This is a genomic window from Thalassospira sp., assembly GCF_040218635.1.
Taxonomy (GTDB): domain Bacteria; phylum Pseudomonadota; class Alphaproteobacteria; order Rhodospirillales; family Thalassospiraceae; genus Thalassospira.
The window spans coordinates 135,900-149,795 of sequence record NZ_JAVJRB010000007.1; the positions used below are offsets into that span (position 1 = coordinate 135,900).

Annotated in this window: 14 protein-coding genes; 4 read left to right on the plus strand and 10 right to left on the minus strand. The window is 54.4% G+C overall.

Annotation, left to right across the window (positions count from 1 at the left end):
• Nucleotides 1-9: 9 nt before the first annotated feature.
• Complete coding sequence (locus RIC05_RS07050; RefSeq protein ID WP_350046489.1) at nucleotides 10-2,781, minus strand: ATP-dependent DNA helicase; 2,772 nt, start codon at nucleotides 2,779-2,781, stop codon at nucleotides 10-12.
• Between the two features lie 101 nt (nucleotides 2,782-2,882).
• Between RIC05_RS07050 and RIC05_RS07055 the strand changes: the two genes are divergently transcribed.
• Nucleotides 2,883-3,728, plus strand: a complete 846-nt coding sequence (locus RIC05_RS07055; RefSeq protein ID WP_350046490.1) for an AraC family transcriptional regulator — start codon at nucleotides 2,883-2,885, stop codon at nucleotides 3,726-3,728.
• 94 nt (nucleotides 3,729-3,822) lie between these two features.
• Here RIC05_RS07055 and RIC05_RS07060 read toward each other — a convergent pair whose 3' ends face one another.
• The 3 genes from RIC05_RS07060 to RIC05_RS07070 all read right to left on the minus strand — a co-directional run bounded on the left by RIC05_RS07060 (nucleotide 3,823) and on the right by RIC05_RS07070 (nucleotide 5,621).
• Entirely contained in the window at nucleotides 3,823-4,431 is a 609-nt protein-coding gene (locus RIC05_RS07060; protein WP_350046491.1) for a LysE family translocator, read from the minus strand.
• A 175-nt stretch (nucleotides 4,432-4,606) separates the two neighbouring features.
• Nucleotides 4,607-4,975 carry a hypothetical protein gene (locus tag RIC05_RS07065; protein WP_350046492.1) on the minus strand — a complete coding sequence of 123 codons (369 nt, stop codon included), beginning with the start codon at nucleotides 4,973-4,975 and terminating at the stop codon, nucleotides 4,607-4,609.
• 190 nt (nucleotides 4,976-5,165) lie between these two features.
• The gene (locus tag RIC05_RS07070; RefSeq protein ID WP_350046493.1) at nucleotides 5,166-5,621 is read right to left on the minus strand and encodes a YqaA family protein; all 456 of its coding nucleotides are present in this window, start codon (nucleotides 5,619-5,621) and stop codon (nucleotides 5,166-5,168) included.
• Nucleotides 5,622-5,732: 111 nt separating this feature from the next.
• On the opposite strand from RIC05_RS07070, the gene RIC05_RS07075 reads away from it, so the two are divergent.
• Nucleotides 5,733-7,343: a phospholipase D-like domain-containing protein gene (locus tag RIC05_RS07075; protein ID WP_350046494.1), complete on the plus strand. Its 1,611-nt coding sequence runs from the start codon at nucleotides 5,733-5,735 to the stop codon at nucleotides 7,341-7,343.
• A 43-nt stretch (nucleotides 7,344-7,386) separates the two neighbouring features.
• Nucleotides 7,387-7,809: a hypothetical protein gene (locus tag RIC05_RS07080; RefSeq protein WP_350046495.1), complete on the plus strand. Its 423-nt coding sequence runs from the start codon at nucleotides 7,387-7,389 to the stop codon at nucleotides 7,807-7,809.
• A gap of 45 nt (nucleotides 7,810-7,854) precedes the next feature.
• Here the strand turns inward: RIC05_RS07080 and RIC05_RS07085 are convergent, their stop codons facing one another.
• The 3 genes from RIC05_RS07085 to RIC05_RS07095 form a co-directional block, all read right to left on the minus strand.
• Nucleotides 7,855-8,151 (minus strand): putative quinol monooxygenase, encoded by a 297-nt coding sequence (locus tag RIC05_RS07085; protein WP_350046496.1) that lies wholly within the window; start codon nucleotides 8,149-8,151, stop codon nucleotides 7,855-7,857.
• A gap of 231 nt (nucleotides 8,152-8,382) precedes the next feature.
• Nucleotides 8,383-8,808: an organic hydroperoxide resistance protein gene (locus RIC05_RS07090; RefSeq protein ID WP_350046497.1), complete on the minus strand. Its 426-nt coding sequence runs from the start codon at nucleotides 8,806-8,808 to the stop codon at nucleotides 8,383-8,385.
• Nucleotides 8,809-8,942: 134 nt separating this feature from the next.
• Entirely contained in the window at nucleotides 8,943-9,974 is a 1,032-nt protein-coding gene (locus tag RIC05_RS07095) for an alpha/beta hydrolase (protein ID WP_350046498.1), read from the minus strand.
• A 288-nt stretch (nucleotides 9,975-10,262) separates the two neighbouring features.
• On the opposite strand from RIC05_RS07095, the gene RIC05_RS07100 reads away from it, so the two are divergent.
• A complete protein-coding gene (locus RIC05_RS07100; RefSeq protein ID WP_350046499.1) occupies nucleotides 10,263-10,721 on the plus strand; it encodes a MarR family winged helix-turn-helix transcriptional regulator in 459 nt (152 codons plus the stop codon).
• A 10-nt stretch (nucleotides 10,722-10,731) separates the two neighbouring features.
• On the opposite strand, the gene RIC05_RS07105 is transcribed toward RIC05_RS07100, so the two are convergent.
• The 3 genes from RIC05_RS07105 to RIC05_RS07115 form a co-directional block, all read right to left on the minus strand.
• Nucleotides 10,732-11,157 carry a DUF1801 domain-containing protein gene (locus RIC05_RS07105; RefSeq protein WP_350046500.1) on the minus strand — a complete coding sequence of 142 codons (426 nt, stop codon included), beginning with the start codon at nucleotides 11,155-11,157 and terminating at the stop codon, nucleotides 10,732-10,734.
• Nucleotides 11,154-11,567, minus strand: coding sequence for an MAPEG family protein (locus RIC05_RS07110; RefSeq protein WP_350046501.1), 414 nt, complete (start codon nucleotides 11,565-11,567; stop codon nucleotides 11,154-11,156). Before RIC05_RS07110 ends, RIC05_RS07105 begins: the two co-directional genes overlap by 4 nt.
• A 153-nt stretch (nucleotides 11,568-11,720) precedes the next feature.
• A complete protein-coding gene (locus RIC05_RS07115; protein ID WP_350046502.1) occupies nucleotides 11,721-13,796 on the minus strand; it encodes a methyl-accepting chemotaxis protein in 2,076 nt (691 codons plus the stop codon).
• Nucleotides 13,797-13,896 lie beyond the last annotated feature (100 nt).

Below are 13,896 nucleotides of genomic sequence, written 5' to 3' on the forward strand. Positions count from 1 at the left end.
GGCGCGGCGTTAAGTCTCGTTCGGATGCAGAAATGCGCGCGTCTGCTCAATCGCCTCACGCAATCCAACACGCTGGACTTCAACGTCTTCAGGAAACGCCGCCAAAAGACGCGATGGCATGCGGTTATCAAGCAGGACAAACACTCCGCGATCTTCGGCACGGCGCACCAGTCGGCCAAAGGCCTGTTTCATCCGCAAACGTGTCAGCATGTCGTCATAGCGTGCGCCGTGGAAGGCTGATTTGCGGGCCCGGTGCAGGATGTCGGGACGCGGCCAAGGCACGCGGTCAAAGACGATCAGGCGTAAGCTATCACCCGGCACATCGACCCCGTCGCGTACTGCATCGGTGCCGAGCAGGCAGGCATCGCGTTCGACCCGGAAAATATCAATCAGGGTCGAGACATCCATGCCGTCAATATGCTGGGCGAGCAATTGCAATCCGGCATCATCCATCGGCCCGGTCAGGCGTTCGTAAATTGCGCGCAGCCGCGTGATGGCGGTAAACAGGCCAAGTGCCCCGCCGCCGGATGCCAAGAACAGTTCGCGGTAAGCCGCAGCAATATGGTCCGGGTTATCCCGGCCCAGATCATTTACGATGAAAACGCGGGTTTGTTCGCGGTAATTATACGGGCTTTTCATCGCCGCCCGGATGGCAGGAAGCGGCATATGTGCCGCCCCCGTTCGGTCCTCGGCCACGGCCCAGTCGAAATCATCATCGCCTGTGCCATCGCGCAAGGTCGCGGATGTAACCACCATGCCATGGGCGGTCGGGGCCAGTGCCAAGGTCAGGGGCAGGGTCGGGTCAAGGTGATGGCGGTGCATGCCGACATCAAAATCCCGACCAAACTGGCGTTCAATCGCAAACCAGTCGACGAAGGTTTTCGGCGTTTCATCGACTAAGGATGACAGCATTTCGCGCCATGCAGCGACCTGCATGATCGCACGGCGTTCAAGGGATCGGATCGCGGCATCAAGGCGTTGGCGTTCGGCCGATTCAAGTTCATCGGCCTTTTCATCCAGCATATAGGCGATGATTTTAATCAGCGCCTTGGCCGGTTTTTCCATCGCTTCCAGCGCGCGATCAAGATCGGCCGCACTGGCCAACACATCATCAAGGGCCGGCTTGCAATCGGTTTCAATCGAATAACCCCGATCCCCTTCAGCAGATCGCGCCATAACCTGCGCGCGGACATGGGCAAGGAACAATTCCGCCGGACCCTTGGCATATTGCGATCCATCATGAATGCGCGATAACCATCCCTGTTCCGGCAGGCATTGGGCGGCGACAATCACGGCATTGACCGCATCGCGCAGCTCATCCCGATCAAGGATCAGGGTTTCAAGCCGCTGTTTAAGACCGCGTGCGCGCGATGATCCTTTTTGCTCAGCACCCAGTAACCAACGGCGGAGTTCCTGACCTTCCATCCCGGTCAGGTGCGATGAAAAGGCCTTGTCGGCGGCATCAAATAAATGATGGCCTTCATCAAACACATAACGGGTTGGCATAGAGGCATCATCAAGCCCGCCAAGGGCGGCTTGCACCATCACCAGCGCATGGTTGGCCACCACGATTTCGGCCGAACGTGCACGGCGCACGGTCTTTTCGATAAAGCAGCGTGAATAATGCGGGCAGGCGGCATAAATGCATTCGCCGCGCTGATCGGCAAGGGCCCCGGTAAAGCGATTGCCCAAAAGTTCGGTCAGCCAGGCGGGGAAATCACCACCCACCATATCGCCATCGCGGGTATGCAATGCCCAACGCGCAATCAGACCCAGCGGGGTGGCTTGATGCGGTTGCTGGTTCAGCGGCCTTTGGGCTTCTTCGAAATTCAAAAGACAGAAATAGTTTTCCCGGCCTTTGCGGACAACGGCCTTAAGACGCTTATCCTTGGGATCGTCATACAGGCGATCAAGTTCCTGATCAATCTGGCGTTGCAGATTGCGGGTATAGGTCGAAATCCACACCGCCCCGTCATTCTTTTGTGCCCAAAGGGACGCCGGGGCGACATAGCCCAATGTTTTGCCGGTCCCTGTCCCGGCCTCGGCCAGAACGATATTGGGGGCGCCATCATGAAGACGCGGGCCAAAGGCCGAGCAAACCGATGACGCGTAATCGGCCTGTTGCGGGCGTTCTTCCGCCCCATCGCCTAGCAATTCTTTCAGGCGTTTACGGGCATCCTTGGGATCCACCGGATAATTGGCCGGTGGCGGGGGCGGGGCATGTTCGGCCCATTCGCCAAGCTTTTTCCAGACTTTAAGTCCTTCATACACCGCATAACGATGCGGACCATCACCATCCGCACCAAGGGCGGCCAGAACCGACATGCCCCACGGCCAATGCCCGCGCGCCATCGGCCATGCGATTGATGTGGCGGGCGCGCGTTTATTGCGATGAAGGGTGGCGAGTTCCTGAAGCAATCGCTTCATGGCCTCGGCCAATGCTTCGGCCTGTCCGATTAAATCGTCTGATGGCTTTTGCCCGGTGGCCAGCGCAATGCCGCGCGGGGTCGGCACACAAAACTGTGCCGGGCGGACAAAGGCAAAAAGTTCCAACAAATCATGGGCCGGAAACGGATCGGATTTCAAACGCCGGGCGCAGGCCGGGGTATGAACCAGGATCGGCCGGGTTGATCGCGCCTTTTTGGCGGCCGCCCCGTGCGGGAGTTCTTCGATCTCGCCATCGGGGGACAAAAACACGGCATGCCGCAATCCAACGACCATCACGGGCGCATTGGGCGGCATAAATCGCGGTTGGGACTCTTCGGAACGATCATCGAACATTTGGGGCACTATAAGCACAGGCTGCGACTGGCGCCACCGGGGAAATTGACCTATCTTTGAATTTATCGACTTTGACCCCAATCGCAACAAGATCACGTTTGATGGCAGCACCCAACACCCGTAATCAGCATTTCTGGCGCGACGCGGCTTTGCCGTTTGTCGAGTTGCGGCGTGTGGCCGACGGGCATGCGGTTTGTTATGAACGCCACAGCCACGATACCTTTTCAATCGGTACGGTGAATGCGGGATTTAGCACCTATTGGAACCGCGGCAAAACCCATGAAACGCAGGCCGGGTCGGTCGTGATCCTGAACCCGGAAGATGTCCATGGCTGCAATCCGGTGCCGGGGGCGGATTGGTGTTATGATATGCTTTTTGTCGATCCGGACTGGCTGTTGGATGTGCAAATTGAAAGCGATGCCGATGCAGCCGGAAAATTTGCGATGTTTTCCGACACGCTCAGCCACAATCCCCGGATTTATGGTGGGTTGCTGGATCTGGCCGACACGCTGGTTGATGCCGATATTGATATCCTTGGCAAGGAAACCGCACTGGTATCGTTCTTTGGCGATCTGCATGTAAAGCTGAGCCAGCGGGGCGTGCTTGATGCCGGGATCGGGGCGATCACTGATTGGAAAATGAACATGGTGGGCGATTATATTCGCACCCATTATGCCGAAACGATCAGTCTTGATGAACTTGCCGGACTGGTGGGCTATTCCCGGTCTTATCTGGTCCGCGCCTTTAAGAAGACTTTTGGCATGACGCCTTATGCCTATCTGATCAATTGCCGGGTACAACGTGCGCGGCATGCTTTGCGCCGTGGACAAAGAATAGTCGATGTTGCGCTTGAAACCGGTTTTGCCGATCAGGCGCATTTTCAACGCATCTTCAAACGCCTGATGGCGGCAACCCCGCGGCAATATGCCCGCGCGCAGGCGGCATAGATTTAACTAAAAAAGAAGGCGGGTACGATGGCCACCCGCCTTTAAGGCCGCAGATTGCATCTTGGGCTGTGCAAAAAATGCAAACTGCGGGGGATTATCCCAAAATCAGATACAGCGCGCTGGCCACCAGCAATGCCGCCATCACGCGGTTAAAGATGCGAATGCGCGACGGATCACCCAGAAAGCGCGATAAAAACGCCCCGGCATAGGCCCAGCACGCGACCGAGGCAAAGCAGACCACAAAGTAAATTGCGGTAAATTCCCAGATCAGGGTCGGGGCACCGGACGCGGCATACGCGCCCATCCCGGCGATGGAGGCCAGCCATGCCTTGGGATTAAGCCATTGCATCACCGCCCCGGTCAGGGCCGATGGGCCGGAATTCGTGTCGCCTTTGCCAAGTTCGCCGCTGCTTGAAAACAGTTTCCAGGCCATGAACACTAAAAACGCCACACCCGCCCACTGAATGATTGTGGTCAGGTGCGGGAAGGTTTCAAGCAACTGATGTAAGCCAAGCCCGATCAGCAACAACAACAGGCAAAACCCCGCCGTTGCCCCGAAAACAAGGCGAAGCGACGGGCGAAAGCCGTATTGCACGCCGGAACTCAGGACCAGAATATTGACCGGGCCGGGGGTGATCGAAGCGGCAAGGGCGAATGCCGCCATTGAAAGATAAAGGCTCATGGTGGCGCTAAAACCGAGCATTCAGGCGTTTCCTTGGGTGGTTTTTATATGTTCAAAGTCTGCCTTGATCTGGGGCGCGTTTATTGAACAAAATTGCCCTTTGCAGGAATTACGCAAAAAAAATCGCAACCGAATGCTGATCCGGTTGCGAAGATATGATCTTGGGCAAGGATTGATTGCCGATAGGGCGGCGCGTTTAGCTTGCCGTCAGGTCCATCAGAAGCGATGCACATCGTTCTGCGATGTCGTTGCTTGCTGTTTCGCTGCCCGGCATTGTGGCCCAACCCTTGGCGATGACGAAATCGTCGCGCTTGTAAGAAGCTTCTTCTTTCAAGGCAGCAAGCTGTTCGGTCTGATTGTTCGGGGTCAGCATTTGAAACTGGGCGACGCAAACCGGCGCCATTGCCGCAATAACGGATTCCTTGCCGCTGGTGTCGGCCATTTTTTCGGCCGTGCTACCCGAGACGACAGACCCGGTGCTGAAACCGATAATAGCAATAAGCGCAGCACCGACAATGCCGCCCCAAATTCCGGGCTTTACCCATGAGGCAATTGTAATTGACATAATAAAATTCCTTTTATCAAGATTATGAAAAGCATTTTTCACGGATCTGTTATGTAAAAGGGAAACATTTACTGTGAATAATTACAATTGATTTATATTATTATATTTAAATTTAAAGTGGTTTTAATTTTAATATTTCGAATGAAAACATGGTTTTATTTATCGTTGATACAGAAATATTTCGATGTTTTTAGCTGCCAAAGGCTGAGATCAGGAAGGTCGCGCCCCCCGCAATCATCGCATATCGTGCGGCCTTGCCGATGGTGACAAGGATCAGAAACGGAATAAACCGCACCCGCATGACCCCGGCAAACAGGGTCAGCGGATCACCAATAATCGGCAACCAGGCCAATAAAAGCGACCAAAGGCCATAGCGCGCAAACCAGTGCGATGCGCGGTCAAGCTGATCGGGTGATATCGGGAACCAGCGGTGGTTTTTGAAATGATCCACATAAAGCCCCAGCGCCCAGTTCACCAAGGACCCCAAAACATTTCCCGCCGTGGCGACAATCACCAATAGCCATATTGCATGATCGCCTGATGCAACCAGTGCCGCCAAGGCGGCCTCAGACGTGCCGGGCAGGAGGGTTGCGGATGTCAGGCCCGAGAAAAACAGGCCGATAAGCAATGTCAATGTCGTGGTCATGACGCTTCGATAAACCGGAATGCATGAACCGTCCAGTGATTAGAATTTCACGCATGCCGGTTTCCTGCGTCAGTTAATCAATCAGGATTTATATCGTGTGAGGATTAAAACATGCAGGTCACGCGGGCCAATAGCAATGCGCAGTTCCTGTTGGACGGGAATGCCTATTTTGCGCGTCTTCGTCAAAGCCTTGATGGCGTCATCGCCGCGGGTGCGGGCGCAAACCGGTTTGTCCGGATGGCATTTTGGCAGATCGCGCCCGATGCGTTTCTTCCGGGGTATGGCGGAGGCGCCGGGGCGCTTTTGGTCGACAAGCTTGAAGCGATTGCGCGGTTGGGTATCCGGGTTGAAATCATTGCCTGGGCGGGCGCACAGGTCCTCAATAACTTTGTCCCTGAAATGAAGTCGGGCTGGCAAACACGCGCATGGGTGCAACAGGTCAACAGGCGCAACAATGCTCTTGGCGGTTATCGCCCGATTGAAATCTATATGGAGTCATATGGTCGGCGGACCTTTGGCATGAGCACACATCAGAAAATTGTTGTGCTGTCGACCGGGCCGTTAAAGGAGGCCTATGTCGGTGGCATGAACATGGCACACAAGTATTTGTCGTCAGATATTCATGACCCGGAGAACTGGTGGCACGATGCGGCGGTTCGCGTAACCGGGCAGATTGTCGATGACATTGAAGGTGAATGGGTGCGCCGTTGGAACAAGCAAACAACGCTGCCTGCACCGGCAGCAACAATTGGTGTTGCCGCGCCAGACCCGGCCAATCTGACGATCACGATGATGACGACGAACTCGGAAGCCATTCCGGCAGAACGTGACATTCGTGCAGGTTTACAAGCAAGGATCGGTGCGGCTGCGAACTATGTCTATCTTGAAAATTACGCCCTGACCGATCCGTCAATTGTCGAAGACCTTGCCGCCTTTAAACAAGGCGGTGGGACTGTGATCCCGGTTGTGAATCATCCGGCAAATAAGACAATGGATGGTTTTGAGGGGTTCTCGTACTTGATGTATTACACCTATGTTGAATTGGCCTTGGCCGATTTGAACGCGTTTGATGCAGCGGACAGTTGGCGCGGTCGCGCAGGGCCGCTTACCAACTATCCTGCCGCCAATGTTGTCGGCGCGCATGTCGACAAGGCGGGCTATAACCCGGCAAACATGGCGACCCTTAACCCTGCGACGGCCTATCGCGTGACATTTAACACCGCAGCAGGTGTGCCAACGCAGATTGGTCTTCGTTATATCTGGGATATTGCGGCGAACAATGACGTGATGTTTGCACCAAAGACATATCGCCATAACGAACCGACGAAATGGACATATCCGCATTCAAAACTTGCGATCATTGATGATCAATATGTGATGGTCGGGACCAGTAACTGGACCTATCGATCCATGCAGTATGATGGCGAAATCACCCTTGAAATTGATGACGGTGCCTTCGCGCAAGGTGTGCGGGCGCAATTGTTCACCCATTGGCATATGCCCACTGCCGCTGCCGTCGGCGGGGCGGCGGGGGTGGGCGCTGCTTGGTTACTTGATGCTACGGCAAATCAGGTTGCTTGGGCGGGCGGTAATTTTGCCTTGAGCGAAACGCGCCTTGTTCCCTGTGCGTTTGACGACTTCATGCATCCGATTTCGATAGAGGCTTGGAAAAACAGCCTTTCTTCAGCCAGCTTGGCATCAATCGGTTCGTCGTTTTTCTGAATTTTACCTGAACATATCTGACAGATTCAAAAAGGAGAAAATCATGGCCGATGGTCTTTTTGTGCAGCTGAGCAGCCAGGCATGGTCGCAATACAAGTCGGTAACGTCGCGCGACGAGAGTTACCTTAAACTTCTGGACCCGAAATATCAGACATTTTTGTCGGTTGCGGGCAAGGTGGATGCAACGATGGCAAAGCTGACGACACCACCGAAAAGCGATCAGATCAGCCCGGTTGCAGATGCCGTCACCCTTCTGGAATCCGCCCAATCAGGCATCACCCAGATGATCGAGAAATTTGTGCAAATGGATGCAGATGCCGTGAAAAGTGCGGGTACGATCAATCAGAAGTCGATCTCGGACAAAAACGCGCAGGAACAAAGCACGGATCAGGACTTTCAGATTGCGATAGATGGCGTGGTCTATCAGGCGCAGGTGCGTCTTTCGGCTGCAAGTGCGGAAGTTTGAACAGGGGGCTCGACCTTCTCGGGCCAAAATCCCCTGTTCAAAGGATCAAGATTTCAGCGAAAATTTGCGCACATCAAGGGGTTCGGCAAGGATTTCGTCTTTGCAATCGGCGAACGCGCGCAAATAGGGTTTCTGGAAATGAAGTTCCAGATCTTCTTCGGAACGCCAGTTTTCATAGGCCATCCAGACGGCCGGATCGTCTTTTGACTGGTGCATGTCATAGCTGATGCAGCCTTCTTCGGCGCGGGACGGGGCGACAAGGGCCAAAAGGCGTTTGCCCAGTTCTTCTTCCATGCCCGGTTTGGCGCGGGAATAGACAACAAGGGTAAGCTGGTCTGACATGGCTGTTTCCTGAGATTGGATTGTTTTCTTCTGATCGGCAGATCATCCCCACCCGGGGCCGGTCGGGCAACAGTTAATTGCCTGATGGTGAGCGATTTTTTTGCGCGAGCGTGTCTGTTGCGGGCACAAAGACCGGGATAAAGAAAAGGCCCGGTGCGGGGTAACACCGGGCCTGTATTTGCCAGTCGGCCATTTTTGGGGGGAGCCGACCAGCAGGGGGGAGCGTGTATTCTAGACGATTACGGTCGTGACTTCGACATTGCCGCGAACCGAATTGGAATAAGGGCAAATCTTGTGGGCTTCTTCGACCAGTTTTTCACCCTCGGCCTTATCCAGACCCGGCAGCGAAACATTCAGGGTAACTGCAAGGCCAAAGCCACCTGCACTGCGCGGGCCGATGCCGACATCGGCGGCAACAGAAACATCAGACGGGACTTTCGGGCCACCCTGGGATGACACAAATTTCATTGCGCCGATAAAGCAGGCCGAATAGCCCATGGCGAAAAGTTGTTCGGGATTGTTGCCATCACCGCCGGCACCGCCAAGTTCTTTTGGCGTGGTCAGTTTGACATCGATGCTGCCATCGTCGGTTTTGGCATGGCCATCACGGCCACCAGTGGCAGAAGCGTGTGCGGTATATTTTACATCTACAGACATGGTTTCATCCTTTGTTTGAACATTGGTTCGGACTTGGTGATTACCCGGCTGCTTTGGATATTGATCCTAAGATATGTCGCCGGGGGTGGGCAGGCGCAAGCGCACCTGCCCGAAATTATGTGACGGATTTGTGATTATTTGCCGTGAAGGGCGGTGTGAAGATACTGACCTGCCTGCGCAATCGCGCCTTTGGCAGCAGGTGTATCGGCAAGCACGTCAAGCATCACAAAGTCATGAATGGTTCCGTTGTAGCGGGTTACAGTGACATCAACGCCGGCTTCTGAGAGTTTGCGGGCATAGGCTTCGCCTTCGTCGCGCAGAACGTCATTTTCTGCGGTGATGACAAGGGCAGGTGCCTGCCCGGCAAGCTGATCAACAGATGCATGGATCGGTGTGATTTTCGGATCCGTCCGATCAACGCCGTCAGGCAGGTACTGGTTCCAGAACCAATCCATGGCGGGTTTGGTCAACCATGGGCCGTTGGCAAATTCGGTATAGGATCCATTGTCGAAATCAGCATCGGTCACCGGATAAAACAGAACCTGTGTCGTGATCGCAGGTCCGCCGCGTTCCTGTGCCAGAAGGGACACAACGGCTGTCATATTCCCGCCAACACTGTCACCGGCAATCGCCAGACGGGTCGGGTCTATATTAAGCTGTTCGCTATGTTCGGCGACATATTTGGTGACCGCGTAATCCTGTTCGATGGCGATCGGGTAACGCTGTTCGGGGGAGCGTTCATAATCGACAAAGACCAGGGCCGCATTGGCACGCACCGAAAGTTCGCGGACCAATCGGTCATGCGTGCCGGTATCGCCCATCACCCAGCCAGCACCATGGAAGTAAACAATCACCGGCAGGCGATCCTGATTGCCCTGTGGGCGGATGATGCGCACTTTGGTTTGGCCGGTCGGGCCAACGGCAAAGACCGTATCGGTGATATCAACGGCGGGTTTGGCAACATTGCCTGACTGTGCGCCAGACAGAACGTCACGGGCCGCAGCCGGGGTCAGGGTGTAGATCGCCGGGCCACCAGATGCGGACAGGGCATCGATAAATTTCTGGGTGGTTGGTTCCAGAACGGGTTCAGCCAGTGCAGTGGTGGCGGACAGGACTGTGGTCAATGCAACGGCGGCAGAAGCAAGTTTGGTTTTGAACGGTGTCATGATCTGTTCCTTTGAAAGGCCGTCCGGTCGGGCGGCGTGTCGTTTCGTTGGATTATTAATCGCACAATAATTAATCGTGCACGATATAAAAATGAGAATGCCAGCTATGCAATAAAATCGCTTGTTATTAAATCGCGTGCGATGTAAATTAATTGGCTTTGATTTTAACCAGCCTGTTTCGGCGGCCCGTTAGGGATGACTGGGGTTTGATCGTCTGGGCTGATTTGATAGGGTCTGGCTTAATGGTAAGCAGACACACCATTCAGATATAGATACAGGATGAGACCGATGGATGAAGCGACAAAGGAAGACTTTCTAGAGCTTGAAAAGTTTCTGTGCTTTTCGGTCTATTCGGCAAGCCATGCCTTTAACCGCATCTATAAGCCGTTGCTCGATAAGCTGGGCCTGACCTATCCGCAATATCTGGTGATGGTGGCCTTGTGGCAGGAAGATGATCAGTCGGTCAGCAGCATCGGCGAAAAGATGTATCTGGAATCAAGCACCTTAACACCGCTTCTCAAACGGCTTGAGGGTCATGGACTTGTCGTGCGCAAGCGCGATCCAAAGGATGAACGATCCGTCCGTGTCAGCCTGACGGCAGAGGGCAAAGATTTGCGTCAAAAGGCCGAAGAAATCCCGGCCTGTATTCTTGATGCCACCGGGCTTGATCTTGAAACAGCCAAACGGTTGAACCGTGATCTGCGTGATTTGCGTGCGCAACTTGAAGTCGGTGCCAAAAAGCTTTGATCTGGTAAGCCTAACCCGCGCTTACCTTACGATCATGATGATAGCTTAATGCCCAGCCAAGGGCGGTTTTAAGCGCGTCTTCGCTAAGCGGTTTCGTAAGCGGCAAGATGATGGCGCGGTTGCCCTCGCAGGTCAGCTCGTTTGACAGCAGGCTCCGCGTGCGATCAATCAGATCGGTCTTGCAATCAAAGAACACCATCACCTGATCGGGTGCTTTTTCTTTCCAGTCGGCCCGGATGGTAATGCCCGCCCCTGATTTTAGCCGCCATGCCGGTTCCCCCCATTTCAGGCTTTCGACCAGGGTGCCGACGGCTTCCTTTTGCATGGCCAAATCAAACAGCCAGCCGCGAATGGTCAACAGCATCTGTCCGGCCGGTTGGGGGTAGGATGCAAATTTTGAGGCGACTTCATCGCTTTGAAAGGCAGGCGTGGTCATAATGACAAGCTTGCCAATACGTTTCCAAAGGTCTGGATCAAAAGCCAGACCGCGGTAATCAGCAGGGTCAGATGTTGAATGATCATTGCCGGGGCGACAAGATGTTTGCGCATCCGCTGGAAGGTTCCCAAAACGTGCAGAATGCGCGCCCCGATGAGAAGGCATGCCACAAATGCGACCATGCCCGAAGTCGCCAGAAGTGATTCCAAAGCAAGCACGACCAGCGCACAGAGCGGGGCATTTTCAATAAAGTTGCCATGGGTCCGGATACGGCGCCGCAAGATACGGTCATCGCCATCCCCGATCGCAAGATTCAATTCACGCCGCCGGAATGACACGGCAAGGCTCAGCCCGGTAAGCATGATGGCAAAGACTGCAATGGTGCAGATCGTGACAGGAATTGGCAGCATCAGGTTGATCCTTTGAGAATGGCACAAGTCGCGCAAGTGGCACAAGGTGCAATCACCTTTGGCAATTCAACCACTGAATGGATTATGTAGCAACAAAATGGCGGCACCGAGAACGATGCCGCCTTTAATATATTTGTCTGGGTTAGGTTTGCCCTAGATATTGCGCAAACGATCAAGGAAGCTTCTGACCTGTGTATCAAGGTTGCGGGCTTCTTCGGCAAGCTGGGTTGCCCCGGCCTGAACGTTTGAGGCCGCTTCACCGGTCTCCTGCGATGCATTGCGCACAATCCCGATAGAAGAAGATACCTCGTTCGTGCCTGCGGCGGCCTGTTGGACATTGCCGGAAATCTCGGCGGTGGCGGCACCCTGTTGTTCGACGGCCGATGCGATGGCGGTTGCGATTTCGTTGATGCTTGAAATGGTTTCGGTTACCCGTTCAATCGCCCCGACCGTGTTTTGGGTTTCGGACTGGATTGATCCGATTTGCTGGGCGATGTCGTCTGTTGCCTTGGCCGTTTGATTGGCAAGGTTTTTGACTTCTTGTGCCACCACGGCAAAGCCTTTGCCCGCTTCGCCAGCACGGGCAGCCTCGATGGTTGCATTCAGGGCCAGAAGGTTGGTCTGCGCAGCAATGTCATTGATCAGGTTGACGACTTCGCCAATACGGTCTGCGGCCTCGGCAAGGCCGGTGACCATCGCATTGGCGCGGGATGCTTCTTCAACGGCGGTGTTGGAGATATCCGATGATTTTGTCACCTGAGAACTAATCTCCTGAATGGAGGCAGACAGTTCTTCGGTGGCCGAGGCAACCGTTTGCACATTGGCACTGGCTTCATCGGCGGCAGCGGCAACAACAACAGCCTGTTCGGAGCTTTGATCGGCAGCCCGGCGCATCTGTCGGGAAACAGCTTCCATGTTTCCGGCACTGTCCGAAACATTGACCACAATCGAACCAACCGATTTTTCAAACTCGTCCGCCATTTGCAGGCGCGTGCGGTTGCGTTCTTCGCTGGCACGTTGTTCGGCCGCCAGCTTTTCGCGTTCGGCCTGCTGCATGCCAGAAGACGCTTCCTTGAAAGCTTCGAGGGCCTTGGCAATTGCACCAATTTCATCATGACGGCCAAGATAGGGAACCGCGACGGCAAAATCGCCTTTTTGCAAGTGATCAATCACCCCGGCAACACGGGTCATCGGGCGCGAGACAAGGATGTTGGTTGAAAACAGAACAGCTGAAATCACAATGACAAGCAAGATGACGCCACCAATCAAAGTGACATTGCGCAGACTGTCTGCCGGGGCAAATACCGTGGCAAGCGGGACATTGACAACCACGCTCCAGCGGTTTGGATAGCCCGCGATTTCGACAGGAACGATCATGTGCATTGTGGTTTCGTCATCAATGCGCAGCGGTTCGGTGCCTTTCATCGCAGCCAGAATGGCCGCATTAACCGCATTGTTTGAATCAAGCTTGGTGCCACGAATGTCGGGATCCTCGTGGGCCACCCAGGTTCCTTGTGCAGAAACCAGATTAACCGTGCCGGTGCCAAACGGGGTCAGTTCGGCAAACCGTTCGGACAGGGCGTTAAGTTCAAGATCAACCCCAAGAACGCCAAGGAACTTTTTGGCTTTGTCTTGCACCGGATAGACAAATGAGGTCAGGACGACATCGCGTCCCTGAATGTCATAGGTAATTGCATCAGTGACATAGGGCTGATTGGTTGCCTTGGGCGCGGTGTAATATTCGTTGATTTCCGGGTTATCAAGGCCGGTCAGGTGATAGGGCGTAATGCCATCACCGAAATTGTAATAATAGGTGACATATTGCCCCGACCCGTCGCCAAACGGTTCGCCTTCATCCTTGTAATCGGCATCCTTGCCATCAAGGGCATTAGGTTCAAACCCCGACCATGCCCCGGCCAAAGACGGATTATCGATCAGGGTTCGATTAAGGATTTCGTTATAGGCCGAACGATCCACACCCCCCTGATCGCGGATGGCGCGAAACGCCCCGGCAAGGTTTTGGGCAACGGCCATACCGCCGTTTAAAACGTGGCCTGCCTGTTCGGCGTGATAGAGCGCGACTGACCTTGCCTCGCCAACGGTGAGTTCTTCGGTGGTGTCACTTGTTTCAAGTGTCTGGAAGAAAATGCCGATGATCAGGCAGGTGGCGATGGCAAATCCGCTGACAAGTGTCAGCTTCGCACCAAGGGACAAAGTGGAGAAATTCATTCAGCCGTCCTTCCGACCTATTCTTTCGGGGTATTTATCCCATATGGATATCAGGCCCATCAATTCAATAACTTGGCGTTGAGTTCAGATGCGCTTTTTG

Coding starts and splice junctions, on each gene's coding strand:
- RIC05_RS07050 (WP_350046489.1), bottom strand. CDS start 2,781: ATGTTCGATGATCGTTCCGAAGAGTCCCAACCGCGATTTATGCCGCCC.
- RIC05_RS07055 (WP_350046490.1), top strand. CDS start 2,883: ATGGCAGCACCCAACACCCGTAATCAGCATTTCTGGCGCGACGCGGCT.
- RIC05_RS07060 (WP_350046491.1), bottom strand. CDS start 4,431: ATGCTCGGTTTTAGCGCCACCATGAGCCTTTATCTTTCAATGGCGGCA.
- RIC05_RS07065 (WP_350046492.1), bottom strand. CDS start 4,975: ATGTCAATTACAATTGCCTCATGGGTAAAGCCCGGAATTTGGGGCGGC.
- RIC05_RS07070 (WP_350046493.1), bottom strand. CDS start 5,621: ATGACCACGACATTGACATTGCTTATCGGCCTGTTTTTCTCGGGCCTG.
- RIC05_RS07075 (WP_350046494.1), top strand. CDS start 5,733: ATGCAGGTCACGCGGGCCAATAGCAATGCGCAGTTCCTGTTGGACGGG.
- RIC05_RS07080 (WP_350046495.1), top strand. CDS start 7,387: ATGGCCGATGGTCTTTTTGTGCAGCTGAGCAGCCAGGCATGGTCGCAA.
- RIC05_RS07085 (WP_350046496.1), bottom strand. CDS start 8,151: ATGTCAGACCAGCTTACCCTTGTTGTCTATTCCCGCGCCAAACCGGGC.
- RIC05_RS07090 (WP_350046497.1), bottom strand. CDS start 8,808: ATGTCTGTAGATGTAAAATATACCGCACACGCTTCTGCCACTGGTGGC.
- RIC05_RS07095 (WP_350046498.1), bottom strand. CDS start 9,974: ATGACACCGTTCAAAACCAAACTTGCTTCTGCCGCCGTTGCATTGACC.
- RIC05_RS07100 (WP_350046499.1), top strand. CDS start 10,263: ATGGATGAAGCGACAAAGGAAGACTTTCTAGAGCTTGAAAAGTTTCTG.
- RIC05_RS07105 (WP_350046500.1), bottom strand. CDS start 11,157: ATGACCACGCCTGCCTTTCAAAGCGATGAAGTCGCCTCAAAATTTGCA.
- RIC05_RS07110 (WP_350046501.1), bottom strand. CDS start 11,567: ATGCTGCCAATTCCTGTCACGATCTGCACCATTGCAGTCTTTGCCATC.
- RIC05_RS07115 (WP_350046502.1), bottom strand. CDS start 13,796: ATGAATTTCTCCACTTTGTCCCTTGGTGCGAAGCTGACACTTGTCAGC.